This is a genomic window from Acidiphilium sp. PA, from assembly GCF_026191915.1.
Taxonomy (GTDB): Bacteria; Pseudomonadota; Alphaproteobacteria; order Acetobacterales; family Acetobacteraceae; genus Acidiphilium.
The window spans coordinates 362,690-386,841 of the sequence record NZ_JAIMBY010000002.1 but is presented as its reverse complement, the minus strand read 5'-3'; the positions used below and the strand labels follow the sequence as shown (position 1 = coordinate 386,841).

The 24,152-nt window shown below is 63.4% G+C and carries 21 protein-coding genes; 7 read left to right on the top strand and 14 right to left on the bottom strand.

Annotation, left to right across the window (positions count from 1 at the left end; all coding sequences use genetic code 11):
* Positions 1-73 precede the first annotated feature (73 nt).
* Positions 74-1,276 (top strand): CaiB/BaiF CoA-transferase family protein, encoded by a 1,203-nt coding sequence (locus AruPA_RS05385; protein WP_265635616.1) that lies wholly within the window; start codon positions 74-76, stop codon positions 1,274-1,276.
* A 67-nt stretch (positions 1,277-1,343) separates the two neighbouring features.
* Here the strand turns inward: AruPA_RS05385 and AruPA_RS05380 are convergent, their stop codons facing one another.
* From AruPA_RS05380 to AruPA_RS05360, 5 genes are all read right to left on the bottom strand, one after another.
* The gene (locus AruPA_RS05380) at positions 1,344-3,644 is read right to left on the bottom strand and encodes a molybdopterin cofactor-binding domain-containing protein (RefSeq protein WP_265635615.1); all 2,301 of its coding nucleotides are present in this window, start codon (positions 3,642-3,644) and stop codon (positions 1,344-1,346) included.
* Entirely contained in the window at positions 3,641-4,129 is a 489-nt protein-coding gene (locus tag AruPA_RS05375) for a (2Fe-2S)-binding protein (RefSeq protein WP_265635614.1), read from the bottom strand. Before AruPA_RS05375 ends, AruPA_RS05380 begins: the two co-directional genes overlap by 4 nt.
* A gap of 163 nt (positions 4,130-4,292) precedes the next feature.
* The gene (locus AruPA_RS05370) at positions 4,293-4,559 is read right to left on the bottom strand and encodes a hypothetical protein (protein WP_265635613.1); all 267 of its coding nucleotides are present in this window, start codon (positions 4,557-4,559) and stop codon (positions 4,293-4,295) included.
* A gap of 66 nt (positions 4,560-4,625) precedes the next feature.
* Positions 4,626-6,707 (bottom strand): elongation factor G, encoded by a 2,082-nt coding sequence (fusA, locus tag AruPA_RS05365; RefSeq protein WP_265635764.1) that lies wholly within the window; start codon positions 6,705-6,707, stop codon positions 4,626-4,628.
* A 344-nt stretch (positions 6,708-7,051) separates the two neighbouring features.
* Entirely contained in the window at positions 7,052-8,116 is a 1,065-nt protein-coding gene (locus AruPA_RS05360) for an anhydro-N-acetylmuramic acid kinase (RefSeq protein WP_265635612.1), read from the bottom strand.
* An 88-nt stretch (positions 8,117-8,204) separates the two neighbouring features.
* Here AruPA_RS05360 and AruPA_RS05355 point away from each other — a divergent pair, with 88 nt between their 5' ends.
* Genes AruPA_RS05355 through AruPA_RS05345 form a run of 3 tightly spaced genes read left to right on the top strand, consistent with a single transcriptional unit; the run spans position 8,205 to position 11,149 of the window.
* Positions 8,205-9,437, top strand: coding sequence for a glycosyltransferase family 87 protein (locus tag AruPA_RS05355; RefSeq protein WP_265635611.1), 1,233 nt, complete (start codon positions 8,205-8,207; stop codon positions 9,435-9,437).
* Between the two features lie 18 nt (positions 9,438-9,455).
* The gene (gene tyrS, locus AruPA_RS05350) at positions 9,456-10,703 is read left to right on the top strand and encodes a tyrosine--tRNA ligase (protein ID WP_265635610.1); all 1,248 of its coding nucleotides are present in this window, start codon (positions 9,456-9,458) and stop codon (positions 10,701-10,703) included.
* Positions 10,700-11,149, top strand: coding sequence for a SufE family protein (locus AruPA_RS05345; protein ID WP_265635609.1), 450 nt, complete (start codon positions 10,700-10,702; stop codon positions 11,147-11,149). The genes tyrS and AruPA_RS05345 overlap by 4 nt, the downstream gene beginning before the upstream one ends.
* Positions 11,150-11,229: 80 nt before the next feature.
* On the opposite strand, the gene AruPA_RS05340 is transcribed toward AruPA_RS05345, so the two are convergent.
* The 7 genes from AruPA_RS05340 to dapB all read right to left on the bottom strand — a co-directional run bounded on the left by AruPA_RS05340 (position 11,230) and on the right by dapB (position 19,243).
* Positions 11,230-12,348, bottom strand: coding sequence for an alkene reductase (locus AruPA_RS05340; protein ID WP_265635608.1), 1,119 nt, complete (start codon positions 12,346-12,348; stop codon positions 11,230-11,232).
* Between the two features lie 82 nt (positions 12,349-12,430).
* Positions 12,431-13,612 (bottom strand): YbfB/YjiJ family MFS transporter, encoded by a 1,182-nt coding sequence (locus tag AruPA_RS05335; RefSeq protein ID WP_265635607.1) that lies wholly within the window; start codon positions 13,610-13,612, stop codon positions 12,431-12,433.
* A 3-nt stretch (positions 13,613-13,615) separates the two neighbouring features.
* Positions 13,616-14,287, bottom strand: coding sequence for a tRNA (guanosine(46)-N(7))-methyltransferase TrmB (locus AruPA_RS05330; protein WP_265635606.1), 672 nt, complete (start codon positions 14,285-14,287; stop codon positions 13,616-13,618).
* A 7-nt stretch (positions 14,288-14,294) separates the two neighbouring features.
* Positions 14,295-15,482 (bottom strand): methionine adenosyltransferase, encoded by a 1,188-nt coding sequence (metK, locus tag AruPA_RS05325; RefSeq protein WP_265635605.1) that lies wholly within the window; start codon positions 15,480-15,482, stop codon positions 14,295-14,297.
* A gap of 295 nt (positions 15,483-15,777) precedes the next feature.
* Positions 15,778-17,655 (bottom strand): beta-galactosidase, encoded by a 1,878-nt coding sequence (locus AruPA_RS05320; RefSeq protein ID WP_265635604.1) that lies wholly within the window; start codon positions 17,653-17,655, stop codon positions 15,778-15,780.
* Positions 17,656-17,663: 8 nt separating this feature from the next.
* On the bottom strand, positions 17,664-18,500 hold the full coding sequence (locus AruPA_RS05315; protein WP_322784385.1) for an aldo/keto reductase: 837 nt from the start codon (positions 18,498-18,500) through the stop codon (positions 17,664-17,666).
* Positions 18,500-19,243, bottom strand: a complete 744-nt coding sequence (gene dapB, locus AruPA_RS05310) for a 4-hydroxy-tetrahydrodipicolinate reductase (protein ID WP_265635602.1) — start codon at positions 19,241-19,243, stop codon at positions 18,500-18,502. Before dapB ends, AruPA_RS05315 begins: the two co-directional genes overlap by 1 nt.
* 221 nt (positions 19,244-19,464) lie before the next feature.
* Here dapB and AruPA_RS05305 point away from each other — a divergent pair, with 221 nt between their 5' ends.
* Positions 19,465-20,649 carry an alanine--glyoxylate aminotransferase family protein gene (locus tag AruPA_RS05305; protein WP_265635601.1) on the top strand — a complete coding sequence of 395 codons (1,185 nt, stop codon included), beginning with the start codon at positions 19,465-19,467 and terminating at the stop codon, positions 20,647-20,649.
* A gap of 80 nt (positions 20,650-20,729) precedes the next feature.
* On the opposite strand, the gene AruPA_RS05300 is transcribed toward AruPA_RS05305, so the two are convergent.
* Positions 20,730-21,107, bottom strand: a complete 378-nt coding sequence (locus AruPA_RS05300; protein ID WP_265635600.1) for a VOC family protein — start codon at positions 21,105-21,107, stop codon at positions 20,730-20,732.
* 95 nt (positions 21,108-21,202) lie between these two features.
* Between AruPA_RS05300 and soxR the strand changes: the two genes are divergently transcribed.
* The gene (gene soxR / locus AruPA_RS05295; RefSeq protein WP_265635599.1) at positions 21,203-21,673 is read left to right on the top strand and encodes a redox-sensitive transcriptional activator SoxR; all 471 of its coding nucleotides are present in this window, start codon (positions 21,203-21,205) and stop codon (positions 21,671-21,673) included.
* 40 nt (positions 21,674-21,713) lie between these two features.
* Here the strand turns inward: soxR and cysQ are convergent, their stop codons facing one another.
* The gene (gene cysQ, locus AruPA_RS05290) at positions 21,714-22,475 is read right to left on the bottom strand and encodes a 3'(2'),5'-bisphosphate nucleotidase CysQ (RefSeq protein ID WP_265635598.1); all 762 of its coding nucleotides are present in this window, start codon (positions 22,473-22,475) and stop codon (positions 21,714-21,716) included.
* 93 nt (positions 22,476-22,568) lie between these two features.
* Between cysQ and AruPA_RS05285 the strand changes: the two genes are divergently transcribed.
* Complete coding sequence (locus tag AruPA_RS05285; protein ID WP_265635597.1) at positions 22,569-24,080, top strand: leucyl aminopeptidase; 1,512 nt, start codon at positions 22,569-22,571, stop codon at positions 24,078-24,080.
* The last annotated feature ends 72 nt before the right edge of the window (positions 24,081-24,152 follow it).

The window sequence follows — 24,152 nt, the reverse complement described above, 5'->3', positions numbered from 1 at the left end:
CTCCTTGTCCGCGCTTCACCGAGCCAGTAGAGCGGATCGCAGGCCGCCCGTCCATGCGCGGCAAGGAAATCCGATGTCCACACGCGCGCTCGACGGCCTGAAAATCATCGACCTCACCCGCGTCCTCGGCGGCCCCTACTGCACCATGATCCTCGCCGACCACGGCGCCGATGTCATCAAGATCGAACCACCCCAGGGCGATGAGGTGCGCGACTGGGGGCCTCCGTTCCTGACGCGTGACGATGGCACGCGCGACGCCAGCTACTACCTCGGCGCCAACCGCAACAAGCGCGCCATGAGCCTCGACCTCGCGCGCCCTGAAGGCCGCGCGGTCCTGCTCCGCCTGCTCGAAACCGCCGACGCGCTGGTGGAGAATTTCAAACCCGGCAGCCTCGAAAAATGGGGCATCGGCTACGACATGCTGAGCGCGCGATTCCCCCGCCTGATCCATTGCCGCATCTCCGGCTTCGGCGCCGATGGCCCGCTCGGTGGCCTGCCCGGCTACGATGCCGTGGTCCAGGCCATGACCGGGTTGATGACCATCAACGGCGATCCGGCGCACGGACCGGTCCGCATGGGCACACCCATCGTCGATCTCGGCACCGGCCTCTACGCCGCGCTCGGCATCATGATGGCGATTCACGAACGCGGCACATCCGGCCGCGGCCAGTTCATCGACATGACCCTGCACGATACCGCCCTTGCTTTGCTCCACCCGGCCGGCGCCAATTATCTGCTCGCCGGCAAGCGCCCGGCCGCCACCGGCAATGCCCATCCCAATATCGCGCCCTACGAAACCTTCCCCACCGCCACCTGCGACATTTTCATCGCCGGCGGCAATGACGGCCAGTTCCGCAAACTCTGCGCAATCCTCGCCCGGCCGGACATCGCCGCCAATCCCGCGTTCGCCACCAATGCCGATCGCCTGGCCAACCGCCCCGCATTGAAAGCCACCCTCACCGCGGCCCTCGCCGGCCACGATGGTGCGGCTATCGCCATCACCCTGATCGAGGCGGGCGTTCCTGCCGGTGCCGTCCAACCGGTCGATGTCGCGCTGAACTCGGCTCACGCGCGTCACCGTGCGATGACCGCCGACCTTGACGGCATCAAGACCCTGGGCACCCCCATCAAACTTTCCCGCACGCCCGGCGGCCCGCGCACGGCACCGCCTGCCTTTGCCCAGCACCAGTCCGAAATCCTCGCCGAGCACGGCTTCACCGCAGCGGATATCGCAGCGCTAGAACAGGACCAGATCATCCGTCCCCGCCGCCGCTGAAGCGACAGGTAACGGCCGATCCCCAACCCAGCGAGGCCAGGGGCGCCAACCCCTGGCCCACCACGCCTCACGCCGCCGTCAGCAGCGCCTTGACCCGATCCGACCGGAACGGAATTTCACGCAGCCGCACGCCGGTCGCATCGAACACCGCGTTGCTGATCACCGCCGCGGTCGGGCAGGTCGACGGCTCGCCGCCACCATAGGCGGGATATTTGTCACCCGGATTGACCAGCACGATATCGATCCGGTCGGGAATCTCCTCGAACCGCAAGATCGGATAGCCGACCCAATCCAGGCTCGTCACCCGCGCGGTATCGAATGTCACCTCCTCATGCAGGCTGCGGCTGATCGACTGGATCACGTTTCCCTCGATCTGGTTGCGCAACCCGTCCGGATTGATCACCAACCCGCAATCATGCGCCACCACCACCCGCGTCACACGAATATCGCCGGTGGTCCGATCCACCGTCACATCCGCAATCGTCGCCACCCGCGTATCGTCGCGGTTGGCCCAGGCGATGCCCCGGCCGTGCGCGAGCTTGCCCTGGCCGGTCCCCTTGCCCGCGCGCGACGGGCGCGCCTTCCAGCCATAGGCCTTCGCCGCCGCCTTCAGCACGCCGATCGCCCGTTCGTCCTTGAGATATTTGAGCCGCAGCGCCAGCGGGTCCTGCCCGGCCGATGCCGCCAGCTCATCAATGAACGCCTCCATCGCATAGGTCGTCTCGAACTGCGCCGGCGAGCGCAACCACGAGGTCCGCAACGCCACCCGCCCCTCGCCGTGGCTGGTCACATCCGCATTGGGAAACTGATAGGCATAGGTGATCGCCGGCAAGCCGAGCCCGATCGACCCGCCGACATTCGGCTGGTTGATCAACTGCGCCGCCACCAGCGTGGTATCCAGAAAGGTCGGGATCCACATATGGTGCCGCCACGCGGTGACGTTGCCGCGCTCATCGATCGCGCCGGCCAGATCCTGCGCAATCGGCGGTCCCTTCGGCTCCCAGCCATGCTCGTCCCAGCGCATCCACTGCACCCGGACCGGCTTGCCCACCGCCTGCGACATCAGCGCCGCATCCGCGACCACCTGATCCAGCCCATTGCGCCCGTATGCGCCAGACGCCTCGAACCAATGGACATCCACCCGGTCCACCGGCACACCGAGCAGCGTCGCCATCACCTGCCGGTCGGTATGCGGCATCTGCGTGCCGGACCAGAACGTGGCCCGATCCCTACGGACATCCGCGATCGCACAGGATGGCCCGATCGAGCCATGCATCTGAAACGGCGTCCGATAGGTCGCCCTCACAACCTTGGCCGCCCCATGCAGCGCCACATCGACCGATCCGGTCTCACTGACCGTGGTATTCTTGCCGGACGTATCGCGCACCGTCTGCCAGATATGATCCTGCGCCGACAGCCCATGCCAGTCGGACCATTTGGCGCCATAGGCGGTTGGCCCCTTCGGCTTGAGCACCGAGCCGAGCTTGGCCGCCGCCTGGATCGCGCCCCATTCGGTCGTTGCGACGACGCCCAGAAAATTCTCCCGTCGCACCACCTGCACAAAGCCGGGAATCTCTTTCAACCCCGTCTCATCCACGCTGAGCAGCTTCGCCTGCACCCCGAACGGCCGCACCACGCGCCCATGCAGCATGCCCGGCACTTTCACGTCCTGGATGTAGGTGAACGTACCGGTAATCTTGCCCGGAATGTCCTTGCGAGCCACCGAGGTACCGACCACGGTATAGTCCTTCGGATTCTTCAGCTTCGCCCGGGGCGCTACCTTCATCGCAAAACTGGTGCCCGTCGCACCAATCGTCATGTCGAGCCGCTTGCCCGCAACCAGCTTGCCATACGTCACGCTGCGTTGCGGGGCATTGCTCACCGCAATCACGCCGTCGTTCACCCGGAGCCGCTCGGCCGGCACCTTGAAATGCGCCGCCGCCAGATCGAGCAGCACCTGCCGCCCTGCCGCCGCGGCATGACGTATCTGCGGTCCAGCATAGCGTATCGTCCGGCTGCCATAGGTCGGCCCCTGATCGACCGTCTCCCACGTATTGCCCATCACCACGCTCAGCCGTTCGACCGGAAAATCCAACTCCTCCGCGGCAATCTGCGCCAGCGCGGTTTGTACCCCGGTCCCGACCTCGACCTTGCCGGTAAACAGCGTCGCCGTATTGTCAGGATGCACCGCGAGCCAGGCGGACAGCTTCGCCGCGTCCGGCACGCCGCCCAACCTGGTTGCCGGCAGCGCGTCCGCGCGCGCCTCTGCCCCGCCGAACAGGCTGAACGCCACCACGAGGCCGCCCGAGAGCTTGAACAATCCGCGCCGATCGATCCCGCGCCCGGCCACCGGTGTCATCTCGTTCATTGTTTTGCTCCCTCACCCGCCGGCGCCATGCCCGCTGCACGCTCCACCGCCCGCACGATCCGCATATGCGTGCCACACCGGCACAAATTATTGTTCAATGCCTGTTTGATCTCATCGCGACTCGGTTTTGGATGCCGATCGAGAAACGCCTGCGCCGTCATGATCATGCCATTGATGCAATAGCCGCATTGCGCCGCCTGCTCTTCGATGAACGCCGCCTGCAGCGCATTCGGCTTACCGTCCACGCTGAGCCCCTCGAGCGTGACGATTTTCTGACCATGCGCCGCGCCCAGTGGCGTCACGCATGAATGCACCGCCACCCCATCCAGAATCACCGTGCACGCGCCGCACTCGGAAAGGCCACAACCGAACTTCGGCCCGTGCAGACCCAGATTGTCGCGCAACGCATACAACAACATGCTGTCCGGTTCCGCCCGGACCTCATGGTCAGTTCCGTTCACATTGATCTTCACAACCTGCGCCATCACAACCTCCACGACATTCGATACGACAGACTACATGACCAACCACGACCCGGCGCCCTGCCCCCGGCGCATGACATATATGCGCGCAGAGGCTGCAATTTGAGGATGGGCGATGGGGGTGGCCGGGGTGGGCAAAAAAGGCTGGTGCTTTGCCCTTCGACCTTCACAAGGCCGCTTCGGCGCGCCGTACTGCGGCGAGCGGCGCTGCGGCGCGGCCGACGACGCGGCCGCCGATGACGGCGAGCCAATCGCCATCGGCGGGTGGCAAGGGGAGCAGCCGGATCAGTTTGGCATCGCGATCAAGCGCGACGGCGCGGAATGTGCCGCGCTCGGTTTCCATCGGGCCGTCCAAATGAATGACGCGGGCAATGGGATTGCCCGCGTCATCGAGTCCAAGCCATTCGCGGGCGTGTTCGCCCGCTTTCGTCATGATGCTATCGCGGCCGCGCACCCAGCGAAGCCGCATTCCGTCAGACCTGACCTTGCGGGCGGATCATCATGCACTCTTCGCCATGATTTCGTCGGCGATGTTGCGCGGCACCGGATCGTAGTGGTGGAACTGCATGGTGAACGAGGCGCGGCCCTTGGTCTGGCTGCGCAGGTTCGAGATGTAGCCAAACATTTCCTTGAGTGGCACCTGGGCGCGCACGATGATGGTCGACCCCGAGCTTTCCTGATTCTGGATCATGCCACGGCGGCGGTTCAAATCGCCGACGACGTCGCCCACGTGATCCTGCGGCGTGGTGACTTCCACGTCCATGATTGGTTCCAGAATGATCGGGCTGGCCTTCTTCATGCCTTCGCGGAAGCAGGCCTTGGCCGCGATTTCGAACGCGAGGGCGCTCGAATCGACATCATGATACTTGCCGTCGACCAGCGTATATTTGAAGTCCACGGTCGGAAACCCAGCGAGCACGCCGGTATCCGCCTGCACTTTGATCCCTTTCTCGACGGCCGGGATATATTCCTTGGGCACGGCGCCCCCGACCACCTTGTTTTCGAACAGAACACCGCTGTTGCGTTCCAGCGGTTCGAACACGATCTTGACTTCAGCATACTGGCCAGACCCGCCAGACTGCTTCTTGTGGGTGTAGGTCTCCGTGTGTGCCCGCGATATCGTTTCACGATACGCCACCTGCGGCGCGCCGATATTCGCATCGACGCCATATTCACGGCGCAGTCGGTCGATGATGATTTCCAGATGCAATTCGCCCATCCCGGACAGGATCGTCTGGCCGGTTTCCTGATCGGTCTTCAGGCGCAACGAGGGGTCCTCACCAGCCAGTTTCTGCAGGGCGAGGGTCATTTTCTCGACCGCTTCCTTGGTCTTCGGCTCGACCGAAATATCGATCACAGGCACAGGAAACGCCATGCGTTCGAGCACGACCGGATCTTCCGGTGATGCCAGGGTATCACCGGTGCTGGTGTCTTTCAGACCGACGAATGCCGCAATATCGCCCGCATGGACTTCCTTGATTTCCGCGCGCTTGTCGGCATGCATCTGGAACATGCGGCCGATCCGCTCCTTGTGATCCTTGGTGGTGTTCATCACCGAATCGCCGGATTTCAACGTACCGGAATAGACGCGCACGAACGTCAACGTGCCGTACTTGTCGTTGATGATCTTGAACGCAAGGCCGGAGAACGGAGCGTTCACATCGGCCTTGATGCGGCGCTGGTGATCGCCTTCCTCCTCGCCCTCTTCGACCGCAACCTTGATGCCCGGAACATCGACCGGGCTTGGCAGATAATCGAGCACGGCATCAAGCAAAGGCTGCACGCCCTTGTTTTTGAACGCAGTGCCGCACAGCACCGGCCGGAACGCGCCGGTAATGGTGCCCGTCTTGATCGCGCGCTTGAGCGTCTCAACCGAGACGTCGCCCTTTTCGAAATATTCTTCCATGCCCGCGTCATCGACCGACAGGGCGGTATCGAGCAGGATCTGGCGATGTTCCTTGGCCTGCTCCATCATCGCTTCGGGAATCGGCTCATCGTGGAATTTAGCACCCAGATCGCCGCCCTCCCAGATGATCGCCTTCATCTCGACCAGGTCGACCACCCCGATAAAACTGTCCTCGATGCCGATCGGCAGCTGCAGCGGCAGGGCGATGATATCGAGCTTTTCCTTCAACGTCGCAAAGGCGCGGTAGAAATCGGCGCCGGTACGGTCGAGCTTGTTGATGAAAATGATGCGCGGCACATTGTAGCGATCCGCCAGGCGCCAGTTGGTCTCGGATTGCGGCTGCACGCCGGCGACGCCCTCGATGATGAAAATAGCACCATCGAGCACGCGCAGGCTACGGTTCACCTCGATATTGAAATCGATATGGCCGGGGGTGTCGATGATATTGATGCGGTGGTCTTTCCACTCGCAGGTCACGGCGGCGGAGGTGATGGTAATGCCGCGCTCACGCTCCTGATCCATGTAATCGGTCGTGGTGTTGCCGTCGTGCACTTCGCCGATCTTATGCGACACACCGGTATAATGCAGGATGCGTTCGGTCGTGGTGGTCTTGCCGGCGTCGATATGCGCGGTAATGCCGATATTCCGGATCAGGTCGAGCGGGTTGCCGGCCATGAGAGTCTCCAAATTTTAGCTGATCAAGGTATGTGACAGCGATTTCAACGAAAAGTCTTTTACAACAAGAAGCGGGCGCGACCACCGATGCGAAACGGCGATCCACCCGACCACGACCGGCTTTCGACCAATCCTAGCCCGATAATGCCGCTTCCGCCCGCGTTTTGCAACCCGAACCGCCGGGTGAGTCGCGAAAGCCAAAAGAAGAAGGGTCTTCTTTTTTGTGAACAAAAAAGAAGCAAAAAAAACTTTGTCAATTTGTGCCCGTGTGTGTGAAGCCGCCCGTAGCACAGCCGAATAAAAGTTTTTTGCTTCTTTTTTTCAAAAAAGAAGCGCTTCCTTCCCTACTCCGGTCGCACGATTACTCCACCCCGCATCGGCGCCGCAACACCCGTGGTTCCCGGCATCGACAACGGCAGACCACGGAGCACCCGCACCGCGAGAAACCCAAAACACTGCGCCTCCAGCGCATCGCCATCCCATCCAACCGTCTCGACCGGTTGAACCGGCGTCGCGAATCGCGCCCGGAGCGCTGCCATGATCGCCCGATTATGTCGCCCCCCGCCGGCCACCAGAACCGCTTTGGGCGGTTCTGGCATCGGTACCGCCGCAATCGCCGCCGCGGTGAAAGCCGCCAGCGTCGCGGCGCCGTCCGCCGCATCGAGACTTTCGGTCGCCTCGGTGATCAGCGCGGAAAAATGCAGCCGGTCCAATGACTTCGGCGCCGGGCGCGCGAAATACCCATCGTCCAGCAGCCGCGCCAACCGCACTGTGTCGACCCGGCCGGATGCCGCCAGCGCACCATCGCGGTCGAACGCCGCGCTGGTATGGCGGCGTACCCAGTCATCGAGCGGCCCATTGCCCGGCCCGGTATCGCAGGCGAAAATTGCGCCATTGCCGCCCAGAAACGTGACATTCGCAACGCCGCCGATGTTGACGATCAACAACGGCTTTTCGAGCGTCGCCGCCATCGCCGCATGAAACAATGGCACCAGCGGTGCCCCTTCGCCGCCCGCTGCGACATCAGCCGAGCGAAAATCATAGGCGACCGGCAGGCGAATTTTGTGCGCCAACCGCGCCGCATCGCCGATCTGCCAGGTTCGCCGTGACGGCGGGTCGTGCAAAATGGTCTGCCCATGAAACCCGGCGATCTCCGCCCGGCACGCCAGCATCGCGACCGCCTCGGCATGCCGGTCCGCGATCATGCGCGACAAGGTGACAACCTCAGGATCATCAAGCGCCAACCCCGGCGCCGCGTCGAGCAACGCGCGCAACCGCAACCGCAATGGTTCTTCATAAAACAAACAAGCCGTCTTGCCGGTCCGCACCACCGTTTCACCGTCGGTCTCGATGACGGCGGCATCGACACCATCGAGCGACGTCCCGCTCATTAACCCGATTGCAAGCATTTTTGTTTAAAAGACTTTCGGTATGGGAAGAGCTTCCTCAGACGATATTAGCCACGATAACGGTCCCTGGCGAGAAGGCATCAGAAATATGATGCAGCGTATCCTGCAGAGGGACGTTCCCTTAACAGTCGCACTTCCTTGGATGCTGCTATTCCTCCTCTCGCCGGTCTGGTTATTCTACGTCTACAAAACAATCTGCATTCTGACCGCTGTCATTCGAGCTCTCATCGCGCCCGGATCGGTTACGCTGAGGGCCGTGCAGAACGATTTGATCGTGTTCTGGCCTGCGAGTCACATCATGATGACGCACCCGGCAGCGAAAATATATGATCCAGCATGGTTTTCAGCCTGGCGCGCGGCCCATCTCGCAGTTGGTGTTTCGTCGTATCTGCAATATCCGTATCCGCCTCCGGCTTTGCTGATACTCCTACCTCTCGCACTATGCGGGTATTTTAGCGGTTTTCTGGTCTGGACGGCGAGCATTGTTGTGTTGCCTGGCACCGCACTACTTCATTGGGCCGGAGTTCCAAGACGGGTCATAATCACAGGACTGCTGAGCTCGGCCGGTGTATATTGCGTATGGATCGGGCAATTTGGCATAATCACAGGTGCGACTTTCATTTGCGGCCTTTTGTATATTGGTCGCAACCCGGTCCGGGCTGGCGTTTTGCTTGGTATGCTGATCATCAAGCCCCAGGCGGGTCTACTTGGTCCCATAGCGTTGCTGGCGCGACGCCAATATCGCAGTCTTGGAATAGCAATTCTGGTCGTTCTCAGCCTCAGCCTTGCGGTTACGCTCATTTTCGGCGTATCGATCTGGCCAAGTTTTGTGGCGCTTGCACTACCCCAAGCGCATCGCATCCTGGACGCGCCATTTCCAACAACCTACGAAAACAGCGGCGCGTCAGTATTCTGGATGATGCGTAGCCTGGGCGCGACAGTCGAGTTAGCCTGGGTGCTCCAAGGTACCAGTGCGGTATTGAGCAGTGCATGGTGCTGGGTCGCATGGCGAAGGCCAAAGGGTGATCATCTTGCGCTCATCGCCTTGACCAGCGCGCTCACCCTTCTTGTCACGCCCTACGGCTATACTGACGATATGTGGGGTTTCACCTTAATGGTCGGCTGGCTCGCCTGGAATCGGCGACGGCTCGAGCTTGCCGATGTCCTGATGTGGATGTGGCCCGAGTTATGCCCGATTATTGCCATGCTTGCACATATTGAACTCACCCCCCTGATCCTCCTGCTCGGCGCGATTCGCGCCTGGAAGCGATTGGACGGAATTGGCACAACCGCCCCCGCGTGCTACCCGGTCCCGCTCTGAAACGAGCGGATTTTCATCATGAACGACGGCAGCGATTTTCTGCGCGAAGCCGAGGCGCGCGGCTTTATTTTCCAGTGCACCGATATGGATGGTCTGCGCGATGCCATGCGCGCGGCCCCGGTAGCCGGCTATATCGGGTTCGATTGCACGGCAGACAGTCTGCACGTCGGCCACATGACGCAAATCATGATGCTCAGGCTACTGCAAAAATATGGTCACAGGCCCGTCGCGATCCTTGGCGGTGGCACCACGCGCATCGGCGATCCCTCCTTTCGCGAAGAAGCACGCCAGTTGCTGACCGATGAACAGATTGCGATCAACCTGTCAGCCATTCGCCGGAATATCGAGACCTTCCTGACGTTCGGTGGCGGCGCCAACGACGCCATCCTGGTCAACAATGCCGAATGGCTCGACAAGCTCAGCTACATCGATCTGCTCCGAGACGTCGGCGTGCATTTCAGCATCAACCGCATGCTGTCGTTCGACTCCGTCCGCAGCCGCCTCGAGCGCGAACAAGGGCTGACTTTCCTCGAATTCAACTACTCGATCCTGCAGGCCTTCGATTTTCGCGAACTCAACCGCCGCTACGGCGTCACCCTGCAAATGGGCGGTTCGGACCAATGGGGCAATATCGTGCAAGGCATCGATCTCGTGCGCCGAACCGATGGCAAAGCGGTCTTCGGCCTGACCGCCCCGCTCCTATCAACTGCCTCAGGCGTCAAAATGGGTAAAACCGCCGCCGGCGCCGTCTGGCTGTCCGCCGCAAAGCGCTCGCCGTTCGACTATTGGCAATTCTGGCGCAACACCGAGGATGCCGATGTCGGGCGCTTCCTACGCCTCTTCACCGATCTGCCGCTCGATGAAATCGCACGTCTGGAATCCCTAGGCGGTGCAGAAATCAACGAGGCGAAAAAAATCCTCGCAACCGCGGCCACCACACTCTGCCACGGTGCCGAGGCCGCGGCTGCCGCCGCCGAAACCGCCCGCCGTACCTTCGAAGCGGGCGAGGCCGCCGATGATCTGCCCGGCATCGACATCCCCCGTGCCGAGCTCGGCGCCGGCGTGCCCGCCATCAACCTGCTGGTCCGCACCGGTCTCGCCACCAGCAACGGCGAAGCCCGCCGCCTGATCCGTGGCGGCGGTGCGCGCCTGAACGACACGCAAATCACCGATGAAGCCCAGACCATCTCGCTCGCCGATCTGATCGACGGCGTGGCGAAACTCTCGGCTGGCAAAAAACAGCACCGCCTGGTCCGCGCCGGATGATCGGCGCCCCGTTCGTCACCCCCGATCAGCCCAGTGCGGCGGAAGCCATCGCGCAATTGCGCGAAGAGTTGTTCCTGTTCGATGACTGGATGGACCGGTACCAGTTCATCATCGAACTCGGTCAATCCCTGCCCGCCTACCCGGATGCCTTGAAAACCGACGACCGCCTGGTCCCCGGTTGCCAAAGCCGGGTATGGCTCGAACCGATCCAGGATGGCGACAAATTATACTTCGCCGGCGCCTCAGATGCCGCGATCGTCGGCGGCCTGGTCGCCCTGCTCCTGCACGTCTATTCCGGCCGCACACCCGATGAAATCCGCGCAACGCCCGCAAATTTCCTGAAAGACTGGGGCCTGATCGGGGCATTGTCCGGCAACCGCGGCAATGGCGTCGCCGCCATGGCCGAACGAATTCAACGGTTTGCCAGCCGCACAGAGGCCGGATAACGGCTCCTCATTTCACGGGGAAATAAAGAGCCGTTGTTTGGAGTCATCGAACCTTATCGCCAAACATCATCGAAACCGGCTCAGGATTTGAGCCGGATCTGGCCATCCATTCCAGGCCAGTCAGAGTAGCCGGTGGCGCCACCGCCATACCAGTAGGCTTTCGGCGCCTCAGCCAACGGCGAACCGTTGTGCAGGCGCTCGACCAGATCGGGATTGGCGATGAACGGGCGGCCGAAGCTGATCAGGTCGGCTTTACCCTCGCTGACCGTCGTTTCAGCGAGTTCACGTGTGTAGTTGTTGTTGGCGATATAGGCGCCCGTGAAAGCCTTGCGGAACGCCATGTAATCGATGCCATCGGCGGCACGGCTCAGTTGGGTCACGCCCTCGATATCGTGGATATATAGCAGGCCGAACTTGTTGAGTTCCTTGATATAGGCGCCATAGGTCGCCATCGGATCACTGTCGAGCGGCGTTTCGCCCGGCATCGTGGTGCCAGGGGACATGCGCAGACCGACTCGCTGGCCCCCGCCCCATACCTTGGTGACCGCGGCAACGACTTCGAGCGGAAAGCGCAGCCGGTTCTCGACCGATCCGCCATACCGATCCGTGCGCCGGTTGGAACTGTCACGAATGAACTGCTCCAGCAGATAATTGTTTGCCGAATGCACCTCGACCCCATCGAACCCGGCATCCTTGGCGCACTGTGCGGCATGGGCGTAATCCGCCACGATCGCGGGGATTTCATCGGTTTCCAGGGCGCGCGGTGTCACATGATCCTTCAGCCCCTCGTTGGTAAACGCCTGGCCTTTCGGGGCGATCGCCGAAGGTGCCACCGGCAGATTGCCGCCATGCAGATCAGGGTGGGAAATCCGCCCGGTGTGCCAGAGTTGCAGGAACATTTTGCCGTCATTGGCATGCACCGCCTTGGTCACGCGCTGCCATGCGGCGACCTGGGCCTCGGTCCAGATGCCCGGTGTCAGCGCATAGCCGCGTGCTTGAGCCGATATGTTGGTGGCTTCGGAAATAATCAGCCCGGCACTTGCGCGCTGGGCGTAATAATCGGCCGCAAAATCAGGCGGTACTCCGGCATCCGACGAGCGGCTGCGCGTCAGCGGTGCCATCACGACACGGTTTTTCAGAGCGAGATCGCCGATCGTGATCGGCTGGAACAAGGGCGAATCGGTTTTTTGCAACATCATCAAATCCATCTCAAAACAGGGTGCCGGTGCGGCTATCGCTTTGCAGATGGGGCTGTTGCACCGCAAAATAACCCCGGTCGCGCTAAGCCTCGCCCGGATTGCGCGGCATCGCCGCCAGCAACGCCATGCCCACCAGCATCGTTGCCGCGGCCATGAACAGCGCGCCGCGATAGCTGCCGGTCAGCGCCGCAATCATGCCGGACGCCGCGGGCGCAATGATCTGCGCGGCACCGAAACTGATGGTCAGGCGCGCCATCGCCTTGGCCGGATTGCTGGGAAACAGCCGGCCGATGATGCTCAGGATCATGCTGGTGATACCGTTGAACGATGCGCCGTAAATCAGCGCGCCGAGCAAGAGGAACGCCAACCCGGCGCTGAGGGCGGACAGCATGATGCTGGCAAACAGCAGGCCGAACGCGGCAAGCAGCGCCCGCTTGTCACCAAAGCGCCGTGCCACGCGGTCCCACAACGGGCAGGAGGGCATGGCCCCGAGACCAACCACCACCCACACCAGATTGCCATAGCCGTGCAGCGCCGGGCCATGCGCTGCGATGGCGACGATGAACGTAGCGCTGACCACGTAGCCGACGCCGGCGCAGAAATAGGCCAGCGTGAACAGAACCAGCCACGCCCGCGACGGCGGATGGTCGGTGGGCACGCCATGATGCCCGCTGACCGGCACGGGTGCTGGCATCCACCCCAAGGCCGGGATCAGCAGAAGCAGCCCGGCGGCCCCGGCGACGAGCCATTGGTCGGCCCAGTTAAGCGAACCGGCCATCAACACGGCCAGCAGGCCGGACACCGCGATCCCCAGCCCGACGCCGCCGAAATGAATGCCAAGCTCCAGCCGGCGGCCATGCTGGCGCAGCCAGTTCAACACAAGGCCGGAGCTCAACAGCAGCCCCGCAACCGCGGAAACGCCGGCCGCGAACCGCAATACCGCCCACATCACAAAATTGGTCGTCAGCCCCATCCCGGCGGTGCCGACCAATGCCACCAGCAACAGGACGCGATAGAGCCGGAATTTCGCGGCGAGATCGCCCACCGATGCCGCAAGCAGCGTGCCAGCCATGTAGCCCGCGTAATTGATCGTCGCGAGCCAGCCGCCGCCGGTCACTGAAAGATGCGCGTGCGCCTGCATCAAGGGCAGCAGCGGCGTGTATAAAAACCGCGCCAGCCCGACCGTGAGCACCATGCTGGCGACGCCCGCCGCCATGACTTTCGCGGCCTCGCGCGCGCTCGCGGTGCGTGCCGTCGTGTCCATCGGTCAGGATCGCGCGCGCACGAAACGCCAGTAGCGCGGCGTCCGGCCGGCGCGGATGGCCTTGGCTTCATAGCGTGTCGCGCACCAGTCATCCGGCCGGGTGGTGGTGGTTTCGATCCGGTCGAACAGCGCCGTCTCCCCGAACACCTGATCGACCCAGGCCTGATAGGTCGGATCGTCGCTGGCGATCCTCCATTCACCGCCCGGCGCGAGGATGCGGGCGACATCGGCCAGCGTTGCCGGGTGAACAAAGCGGCGCTTGGCATGGCGCGCCTTCGGCCAGGGATCGGGGAACATCAGATAGACCCGCCCGATCGATGCCGGTTCCATGCGACGGATCAGCGGCCGTGCATCATCGTCGTAAACCCGCAGATTGGCGGGGATTACCGCCGTTTCACCCAGCGGGGCCAGGCGCGATAACAGCGAGGCGATCGAATTGGCAAAAACCTCGCAGGCGATCAGGCCGACATCCCGATGCTGCGTGGCAATCGCCTCGGCATGTTCGAACCCGCCGGCGCCGACCTCGATCCAGGTTTCGCGCGGCGCCATGCCGAAGCCAGCATCCGGCCAGCGCAGGCGCGGCAGCAGCGTGTCGATCAGTTCCGCCTGGCGCGCCCGCAGGGCATGGCCGACCGCCCGACCGTAGAGCCGGTCGGGCGGCGGCTTGACGCCCATGCCCGGGTTAGCGTCCAAACGCCGACTTCAAGGTCGGGACCAGATCGGTCTTTTCCCAGGTGAACGTGCCGAGTTCGGCATCGGGTTCGCGTCCGAAATGACCGTAGGCGGAAGTTGGCACATAGATCGGCCGGTTGAGATGCAGATGCTCGCGAATGCCGCGCGGCGTCAGATTGACCGCCTCGCGCAGCACGCGCTCAATCTTGACCTGCTCGACATCGTTGCCGGTGCCATGCAGATCGACGTAAACCGACAGTGGATGCGACACGCCGATGGCGTAGCTGACCTGAATGGTGCAACGGCTGGCGAGCCCGGCGGCGACGACGTTTTTCGCAAGATAGCGGCACATATAGGCGGCCGAGCGATCGACCTTGGTCGGGTCCTTGCCGGAGAACGCGCCACCCCCGTGCGGTGCCGCGCCGCCGTAGGTGTCCACGATGATTTTCCGCCCGGTCAGGCCACAATCGCCGTCCGGCCCGCCAATGACGAAATTCCCGGTCGGATTGACATAGAAATGATCATCGTCGCACATCCAGCCTTCCGGCAGCAGTTCAGTGATCAGGGGCCGTAGCATCGCCTTGATCGCCCGCTGCGAAATGCCCTCATCATGCTGGGTCGAAACCACGATCGAGGTCGCGCCGACCGGCTTGCCGTCGACATATTTCAGCGTGACCTGGCTCTTCGCGTCCGGCTGCAGGCCGGCGGCGCGGGTGTCACCGATTTTGCGCAGCTCCGCCATGCGGCGCAGAATCAGATGCGCGTAATGGATCGGTGCGGGCATCAGCGCCTCGGTTTCCGTGCAGGCATACCCGAACATGATGCCCTGATCGCCGGCTCCTTCGTCCTTGTTGCCCGACGCATCGACGCCGACCGCGATATCGGCCGACTGCGCGTGCAGCAGCACATCGATATTGGCGTCACGCCAGGAAAAACCCTCCTGATCATAGCCGATATCCTGCACCGCCATGCGCGCGAGATGGGCAAGATATTCGTTGGTGATCGAGGCCGGCCCACGGGTTTCGCCCGCCAGCACGATCTGGTTGGTCGTCACCAGCGTTTCGCAGGCCACCCGCGCATAGGGGTCGGCTGCCAGATAGGCATCGAGCACGGTGTCGGAAATACGGTCGGCCACCTTATCCGGATGACCTTCGGAAACCGATTCCGAAGTGAACAGAAATTCGCCTTGGTCGCGCATGGATTTCTCCTCTTGTCGCGAAATGCCCGGAGCCGGGGAGCGCCCTGGCCACATGCCGGAGCGCTTCGGCATTGGCGGAAACAGCGGTTTGGGTCAAGATTGAGACTTGCTCGATGCGAACGAAGGGGAAGAGGAAACAAGCCGTTCTTCTTTGAAAAAAAGAACCAAAAAACTTTCTATCCCGGCGGTATGGGCGTTTGAAACGGCACGGCCCCCAATCAACGAAGTTTTTTTGCTTCTTTTTTGTTCACAAAAAGGAAGACTCTCCTTCCTTGAACGCCCGAAACCACAGCGATCAGCCAACCCTGAGCACAGTCGGCGTCACCGGATCGAGCGTCAGGTCCAGCCGGCGAACCGGCCCCGTCTTGGCCCCGCTCCGCAAATCCGTCGTCGCGGCCGCCGACGCCAGATGAAGCGTGAACGGCTCGACAATGCCGCCCGCCGCAAAACTGCGATGCATGGCAAGCAGGGTCGCGCCCCGATGACGGAAGCGGAACAACCGTACGTCGTCACCGGCCTGCCCGTCCGTCCGCTCGACCCGGAACGGCGCGTCCAGGCCGGCGCGGGCAAACACGGCGGCCGCACGATCACCCGATGGTGACTGAATGATCGCGCGACCGCCGGCCTCAAACAAATCCGCCAGCACCGGGCGCTCCCGCACGCGGCTGTGTTCGTCGAACGCGCCGGGTACGACATCCGCAACAACGATACCGCCGCCGGATACGAACCGGCGGATCGAAACCGCCGCAAGATCCGACAGCGCAATCACGTGGGGCATGAACAACAGCCGGATGCGCCCGGATGCGAGCACACCCTGCTCGATCAGACCAGGCGCGGTGTAATGCCCCTGAAAACCCGCGCGATCGATCAGCGTGGCAAAGCCGCGCATGGCGGCGCGCACCGGGTCATCCGATGCGATCTCGACCGAAGGACCGCGGTTCTCCCACCGGCTCCAATCACCGCGCCGATCGAGCAGCCATTGGGTCCGCAGGCTGGCGGGCGAGTAGAGTGTCGCGATGCCATCATCGATTCGCTCGGCCGCGAGCAGGGTGCGGCCGAGGGGCCCGCGCAATGCCGCGAACACCGGCGCCGCCTGCACCGCCCAGGGGCCGGGCGTGCCATCCGCCAGCACCATGGCGCTGGAGGGATCCCACAATATGGCACCGCGCATGCCGCGCAGCACGCTGCGCCAGAGTTGATGGCGCTGCGCCGGATCGGCGCCCGCAATCGTGAGCAGCATGATCAGCGACGGATTGAGCGAGCGGGCGATTTCGATATTCTCGTCCCCGTCGTAGATTTCCATCACATCGACCGCGCGGGCGAGATGCGTGTAATTATAGCCGCCCCAACCGGGGATCTGCGCCCCTTCGATCGCGGCGAGCGCCCCGGGGTCGGCGGCATGAACCGCTTCGGTACCCGCCCGGACCGCGCGTGCGAAGGCGACATCCATCCAACGCTTGAAATCGGCCCAGCCAGAAAAATTGTGGCTGAACTGGCGTACCGCCACATCGGTGAGCACCGGCGTGACGGCATCCCAGCTGGCGAAATCGGTCTCCCACTGATGATTGAGCGCGGCGAGGCTGGGATACTGGGTCTTCAGCCAGGCACGCATCCCGGCGAGCGAGCTTGGCGCCAGATCGAAATCCCAGTTGGCGGCAAGATCGGCAATTCCGGGCTCATCGGCCAGGCTGTAGTAAAGGGGACGATAGCGTGCATAATCGCGCACCACCCGGCCAAGCCGGCCCGTGATGCGCGCAAGCCACACCGGGTCGGACAGGCCGGGATTGCGGATGAACGCAGCAGGGTCGTTCGGATGCCTGCGATGCCACGCCTGCACCGCCAGGAACGCCGCATCCACCGGCCGGTCAGGAAACCAGCGGTGATAGGCCGAATAGAAATCGGTCGCGATGTTCTCCACGTAAAACCGCATGCCGCGCCGCGCGAACGCGGCGGCCTGCGGATTGGCCGGATCGCCCGCGGCATCATCACGGCTGGTGAAGATCTTGCCGTTGGTAACGCCGATACGCTGCAGCGTATCGAGTTGGGCATCATTCTGGTGCTGATAAATAATCGCCTGCCACTCCGGCCAGACGTGCTGCTCCGGCCCGCCGCGCGCCGCCGGTGCCGTGGCGCCAAGTCCGATCAGCGCGAGCAGCGATCGCCGCGAGAGCACCGGCCCCCCTACAGCATGGCCAGGGGTTGCTTGCGCCGCGGCGGCGGATGAGCCGCATCGATCGTCGCCAGATCCCGCTCGGTCAGCACGATGGCGGCGGCCGCGGCGTTCTCATTGACATGATCGAGCGTGGCAGCCTTGGGGATCGCGATCACGTCACCCTGCCGCAGGCACCAGGCCAGCGCGATCTGCGCCGGTGTCGCGCCATGGCGCTGCGCAACAGCCGCCAGCGCCGGCGAGCGCAGCAGGTCCCCGGCCTGACCGAGCGGCGAATAGGCCATGATCGGCATGGAGTGGCGGCGGCACCACGGCAGCAGATCGAATTCGATGCCGCGCGCATCGGGGTGATAGAGCACCTGGTTGGTGGCGCACTGGCCCCCCTCCGGCAGCGCCAGCAGTTCGGTCATGTCATCCGTATCGAAATTCGACACCCCCCACCGCCGGATATCGCCGGCCGCGCGCAGGCGTTCGAACGCGGCGATGGTTTCCGCCAGCGGGTGGCTGCCGCGCCAATGCAGCAGATACAAATCGAGATAATCGGTGCCGAGCCGCCGCAAGCTGGCGGCACAGGCCCGCGCGACACCGGCCGCCGAAGCGTTGTGAGGATAGATTTTGCTGACCAGAAACACCCGCTCGCGCTGGCCGGCGATGACGTCGGCGATCAACCGTTCGGACTTGCCCTCGCCATACATTTCCGCGGTATCGATCAGCGTAAGGCCCCGATCGATGCCGGCGCGCAGTGCGGCCCGTTCGCCGGCGGCGCTCGATCGGGCATCGCCCACGTTCCACGTCCCCTGGCCGATGGCGGGCACCGGCGTGCCGTCCCGCAGCGTGATCTGCGCGATCATAGGCCGAGCAGGTCGCGCATGCCGTACAGTCCGGCGGGTCTCGAAACCAGGAACAGCGCCGCCTGCACCGCGCCATCGGCAAAAATGCGCCGGTCGAGCGCGTGATGGGTCAGGGTGATCTGTTCGGTCGCACTGGTGAACATCGCACTGTGGCTGCCGACGATCTGGCCACCGCGCAAGGCGGCAAAGCCGATGGCACCCGCCGCGCGCGGGCCGGTATGGCCATCGCGCCCCGATTGCATGACCGACGCAAGCTCGACCCCCCTGCCCCGCGCGATCGCCTGGCCAAGGCTGATGGCGGTGCCGGACGGCGCGTCGATCTTCTGGCGGTGGTGCATTTCCAGGATCTCGGCATCGTGCGTGCTGGCGGCAAGGGCGGCACCAAGGCGCTCGGCCAGGGCGAACACCAGATTGACGCCCGGCGCGAAATTCGCGGCCTGGAACACCGGAATGTGCGCCGAAGCGGCGCGGACCGCAGCGTCATCCTCCGCGGTCAGGCCGGTGGTGCCAAGCACCCAGGGAATGCCGCGCTCAGCCAGAATGCCCGCATGCCCGCGGACCGTGGCCTGGGTGGTAAAATCGATGATGACATCAGCGTTTGCGGCAAGATCGGTCAGACCGCCGGTATGGCCGATACCACCAGCCAGGAGCGCACCGGCGGCCGGCACGGAGTTGGCGAGCAGCCTGCCCATACGGCCGGTGATGCCGGCAATGCCCATTCGGATCGGTTGTGCATTCATAACCCGACCGGTATCGGACGACGCACCGCGTTTGGCAATCGGGCCCGATCCGCCCGACGATTGCAAATATCCATCGCTACCGCGGCGGTATCTCCACCACGCTCGTCCGGCATCGCCCTCGCCGCATTCAACACGAAGGCCATGTCGGGTCTTGCCGTCCAGCCAACTCAACGTCAGACTGCGGTCAACAACGCCACGCATCGCCAGGATCATCAAACACCATGTCAACCAAGCCCCGCAAGCCAGGCCGCCTGTTCTTCGCCAACCCTGGCCCGACCAACATCCCCGACAGCATCCTCCGCGCCATGGACGTCCCGACCATCGATTTCATGTCGGACGACTTCATCGACATATACGATCAGGGCGTTGCCGGCCTGAAACGCCTGCTGTTCACCACCGGCGAGGTCTTCATCTACACCGCCAGCGGTCACGGCGCCTGGGAAGCCACGATCCAGAACCTGTTCTCACCCGGCGATACCATCCTGATGCCAGAATGCGGCTATTTCTCGCGCACCTGGGGTGCCATGGCCAAACGCTTCGGCCTGAACACCGAAATGCCCGAAACCGACTGGCGCCGCGGCGTCGACCCCGCGATGATCACCGAACGACTCCTCGCTGATAAATCCCACCAGATCAAAGCGGTCTGCATCGTTCATAACGAAACCTCGACCGGCGTGGCACTCGACCTGCCTGCCATCCGCGCCGCCATCGATGCCGCCAATCACCCTGCCCTGTTCCTGGTCGATACCATCTCCTCCTTCGCCTCGTTCGAGTTCCGCATGAGCGATTGGGGGATCGATGCGGTGGTCGGCGGCAGCCAGAAAGGCCTCATGCTGCCCGCAGGTCTCGCGTTCACCGCGGTCAGTGAAAAAGCGCTCGACGCCCATAAATCCGCAACCCTCACAAGGTTTTATTTCGACTGGACCAAAATGATGGCCCGTCGCCACCGTAGCTTCGTCGGCACCGTTCCCGTGCCACCCTTCTACGGCCTGGTCGAATCCGTCCGCCTGCTCGAATCCGAAGGCATCGAAAACGTCTGGCGCCGGCATCACCGCCTCGCCGAGGCAACCCGCCGCGCCGTCTCGATCTGGAGCGGCAACCAGGGCGTCGCCTTCTTCTGCACCGACCCCAAACGCCGCTCAGACTCGGTCACGACCATCAAAATGCCCGAAGGCCACGACGCTGAAGCCGTGCGCAAAATTGCCTACGACCGTTTCAACGTCTCCCTCGGCGGCGGCCTCGACCCGCTCGGCGGCCAGGTCTTCCGCATCGGCCACATGGGCGACCTCAACGAACCGATGATCCTCGGCACCCTGTCCACCGTGGAACTCTCCCTCCGCCTCGCCGGCGTCCCCCACGCCAACGGCGGCGTCAACGCGGCGATCGACTATCTCGCCGCCGCATAAACTGACGCAGAAAGGTAAGGAAGAGCTTCTTTTTTGAAAAAACGAAGCAAAAAACTCTTCAAACGAGGCCAGCGGCGCCCTCAGGGCGCCGCGTAACTCACCACCTCATATTCTATTCCGTCCGGGTCGAAAAAATAGAACCGCCGCCCTGGCTCATAATCATCATGGCTGAACGGCGTTAACCCCACCGCAATCACCCGCGCTTCGGTATCAGCCAGATCATCAACCTCCACGCCAATATGGTTCAGTGGCCGCCCCTTGGCGAACACCTCGGCAGCTTGGCCACCATTGTAGAGCGCCACATAATGATCCGACGTCCCGACATGGATCGAATGGCCCCCGTTCCGTGCGGCACCGCTCCACCGAACCCGCCAGTCAAACAGCGCCGCCATCAGCCGCGCCGTGCGCTCAGGGTCCGCAACCGTGATATTCACATGCTCAATCCGTAAAGCCGACATTTCAATCTCCTCAATGTTCAGGCGGAAATCGCTCGCCGGTTGCAACGTCTAGAACCTCAAGCTAACTTGAGATCAAGTATTTTTTCCTGGTATTGATGAAAAATCTGGCCGCCACCCTATCGATCGGTGACCTCGCCCGCAGAACCGGCCTGTCCGTCTCCGCAATCCGCTTCTACGAAACCCGCGGCCTCGTTACCGCCACCCGCGGCGCCGGTAATCAGCGCCGCTTCGCCCGCGCCGATATCCGGCGCCTCTCCTTCGCCCTGATCGCGCAACAACTCGGCCTCACCATCAGCGAAATCGAAGCCGAACTCGCCACATTGCCACGAGGCCACGCACCATCGGCCGCGGACTGGCAAGCCATCGGCACCAGATTCCAATCCGCCCTCGCCGAGAAGATCACGCTGCTGCAAAAAACCCACGAACTGCTCGGCGGCTGCATCGGTTGCGGTTGCCTCTCGCTCGATCGCTGCGCCCTCTACAACCCGAACGATCGCGCCGCCCGCGCCGGACCAGGCCCCCGTTTCCTCCTCGGCAACCAGGCGTCAGACTTCGAATCCGATTGAACGCAATCGCGGCGACGCCCAAGCGCCCAGAGGCTGCGCTTCACCCCGCGCCAAAACACAGAAAATGCGGATTCTCGAATCCCGCCTTGCCATACCCGAGCGGCCGCTCATCCATCGTCACCACACGTCCGCCGGCCGCCTCCAGCACCGCCTGCGGGGCCGCGGTGTCCCACTCCATCGTCCGCCCCAGCCGCGGATAAAAATCGGCCACACCCTCGGCCAACCGGCAGAATTTCAACGCCGAGCCGATATTGGTCAACGTCGCAACCTTGTACCGCGCCAGATATTCAGCCAGCAGCGGATCATCGGCATAATGACGCGAGGCATAAACGGTAATCCCCTCCTCGGGTGGCAGCCGCGCCGCAATCCGCCGCCGCCCCGTCGCATCCTGCCGCCACGCGCCAGCACCAACGATGCCGCCATACACCGCCCCCTGGGCCGGTGCGCCGACCGCACCCAGCACCACCCGGCCCTCGACCACCAGCCCCACACACACGGCGAACTCATCCCGCCCGGCGGCAAACTCGCGCGTGCCATCCAGCGGATCGACCAGCCAGAACCGCGCCCCCGGCTCGGTCTGCCGCCCCGCCGCCACTTCTTCCTCGGCAATTACCGGAATTTCGGGCGCCGCCGCGCGCAGCCCCGCCACGATCACCCGCTCCGCCCGCATGTCCGCAAGCGTCACCGGCGAGTGGTCCTCCTTGCGATCGACGGTAAAGCCACCCGCCCGCACCGCCAGAATTTCACGCCCCGCGGCCTCGGCCAGCGAGGCCGCAAGCTCAAGTAAATCAACATCATTCATGCAAGGTCCATATCGCCGGGCTTGGAAAACCGCAAATAGGCGGGCATGATGGCAACCGATCCGAAATGACCCCAAAAGGATGAAACGCACAGCATGATCGATATCGCATTTGCCCGCATGGAGCTCCCGAAATCCGGTGCCCTGGCACTGCTGCTCGGTGAGGACGAAGCCCATACCGGCCTCGCCGCTGCGCTCGATGCCGCGCTCGCCGGCGGCTTCACCCGCGCCCTCGCCGCCGCCGACTTCAAGGGCAAGCGCGGCCAGTCCGCCGTCCTGCTCGCACCCGGCGCCGGGCTCGACCGCGTCGTCGCCATCGGTATCGGCAAATCCGACGAACTGACCGCCCACCACGCCGAAACCGCCGGCGCCACTGCCGTGGCCGCGCTCATGAAACACGAAACCGCCGCCATCGCCGGCGATGGCCTCGCCGCCCCCATGCTCGCCCACGCCGCCCTCGGTGCCCGTCTGCGCACCTACCGGTTCGATAAATACCGCACCACGCTGAAAGAGGAACAAAAGCCCAAACTGGCCGATCTCACCATCCTGTCCGACGATTCCGCCGCCGCCCGCACCGCCTACGCCCCGCTCGCCGCCCTCGCCGCCGGTGTCGAACTCACGCGCGACCTGGTCTCCGAGCCCGCCAACATACTCACCCCCGAGGAAATGGCCGATCGCGCCAAATCGCTCAAATCCCTTGGCGTCAAGGTCGAAATCTTCGACCGGCGCGATATGGAAAAACTCGGCTTCGGCGCCCTGCTCGGCGTCGCCATGGGTAGCGCCTGCGAACCTCGCATGGTCGTCATGCAATGGCTCGGCGCCTCCGAACCCGAACCCACCGGCAAATCCGGCAAAAAAACCAAACCCATCCCCAAAGACCCGGTCGTCTTCGTCGGCAAAGGCGTCACCTTCGATACTGGTGGCATCTCCATCAAACCCGCCGCCGGCATGGAAGACATGAAATGGGACATGGCAGGCGCCGGCACCGTCATCGGCCTGATGGCCGCCCTCGCCGGCCGTAAAGCCCGCGTCGATGCCGTCGGCCTGGTCGGGCTGGTCGAAAACATGCCCTCAGGCACTGCCCAACGCCCGGGCGATATCGTCAAATCCGCCTCCGGCCAGACCATCGAAGTCCTCAACACCGACGCCGAAGGCCGCCTCGTCCTGGCCGATGTGCTCTGGTACGCCCAAAATCGCTTCAAACCGCGCTTCATGGTCGACCTCGCCACCCTCACCGGCGCCATCATCGTCGCCCTCGGTCACGAAAACGCCGGACTGTTCGCCAATAACGACGATCTTGCAAACCGCCTGATCGAAGCCGGCACCTACACCGGCGAAACCGTATGGCGCATGCCGCTCGGCGAAGCCTACGACAAGCAGATCAACTGCGACATCGCGGACATGAAAAACCTCGGCAACGGCCGTGCCGGCGGCGCCGTCACCGCCGCCCAGTTCCTGCAACGCTTCGTCAATAAAACCCCCTGGGCTCATCTCGATATCGCCGGCATGGCCTGGGCCAGCAAAGACGGCGCCGTCGCACCCAAAGGCGCCACCGGCTACGGCGTCCGCCTGCTCGATCGCCTCGTTGCCGCCCACTACGAACAGTAATCGCAAAGGACGGGGGGTGAGTCCTGGCAGAAGGAAGGCCAGGGGCTCTGCCCCTGGACCCCGCCAAAGGCT

Bases quoted from the DNA above. Each gene is read 5' to 3' on its own strand.
- AruPA_RS05385 (WP_265635616.1), top strand. From the start codon at position 74: ATGTCCACACGCGCGCTCGACGGCCTGAAAATCATCGACCTCACCCGC.
- AruPA_RS05380 (WP_265635615.1), bottom strand. From the start codon at position 3,644: ATGAACGAGATGACACCGGTGGCCGGGCGCGGGATCGATCGGCGCGGA.
- AruPA_RS05375 (WP_265635614.1), bottom strand. From the start codon at position 4,129: ATGGCGCAGGTTGTGAAGATCAATGTGAACGGAACTGACCATGAGGTC.
- AruPA_RS05370 (WP_265635613.1), bottom strand. From the start codon at position 4,559: ATGACGAAAGCGGGCGAACACGCCCGCGAATGGCTTGGACTCGATGAC.
- fusA (WP_265635764.1), bottom strand. From the start codon at position 6,707: ATGGCCGGCAACCCGCTCGACCTGATCCGGAATATCGGCATTACCGCG.
- AruPA_RS05360 (WP_265635612.1), bottom strand. From the start codon at position 8,116: ATGCTTGCAATCGGGTTAATGAGCGGGACGTCGCTCGATGGTGTCGAT.
- AruPA_RS05355 (WP_265635611.1), top strand. From the start codon at position 8,205: ATGATGCAGCGTATCCTGCAGAGGGACGTTCCCTTAACAGTCGCACTT.
- tyrS (WP_265635610.1), top strand. From the start codon at position 9,456: ATGAACGACGGCAGCGATTTTCTGCGCGAAGCCGAGGCGCGCGGCTTT.
- AruPA_RS05345 (WP_265635609.1), top strand. From the start codon at position 10,700: ATGATCGGCGCCCCGTTCGTCACCCCCGATCAGCCCAGTGCGGCGGAA.
- AruPA_RS05340 (WP_265635608.1), bottom strand. From the start codon at position 12,348: ATGATGTTGCAAAAAACCGATTCGCCCTTGTTCCAGCCGATCACGATC.
- AruPA_RS05335 (WP_265635607.1), bottom strand. From the start codon at position 13,612: ATGGACACGACGGCACGCACCGCGAGCGCGCGCGAGGCCGCGAAAGTC.
- AruPA_RS05330 (WP_265635606.1), bottom strand. From the start codon at position 14,287: ATGGGCGTCAAGCCGCCGCCCGACCGGCTCTACGGTCGGGCGGTCGGC.
- metK (WP_265635605.1), bottom strand. From the start codon at position 15,482: ATGCGCGACCAAGGCGAATTTCTGTTCACTTCGGAATCGGTTTCCGAA.
- dapB (WP_265635602.1), bottom strand. From the start codon at position 19,243: ATGAATGCACAACCGATCCGAATGGGCATTGCCGGCATCACCGGCCGT.
- AruPA_RS05305 (WP_265635601.1), top strand. From the start codon at position 19,465: ATGTCAACCAAGCCCCGCAAGCCAGGCCGCCTGTTCTTCGCCAACCCT.
- AruPA_RS05300 (WP_265635600.1), bottom strand. From the start codon at position 21,107: ATGTCGGCTTTACGGATTGAGCATGTGAATATCACGGTTGCGGACCCT.
- soxR (WP_265635599.1), top strand. From the start codon at position 21,203: ATGAAAAATCTGGCCGCCACCCTATCGATCGGTGACCTCGCCCGCAGA.
- cysQ (WP_265635598.1), bottom strand. From the start codon at position 22,475: ATGAATGATGTTGATTTACTTGAGCTTGCGGCCTCGCTGGCCGAGGCC.
- AruPA_RS05285 (WP_265635597.1), top strand. From the start codon at position 22,569: ATGATCGATATCGCATTTGCCCGCATGGAGCTCCCGAAATCCGGTGCC.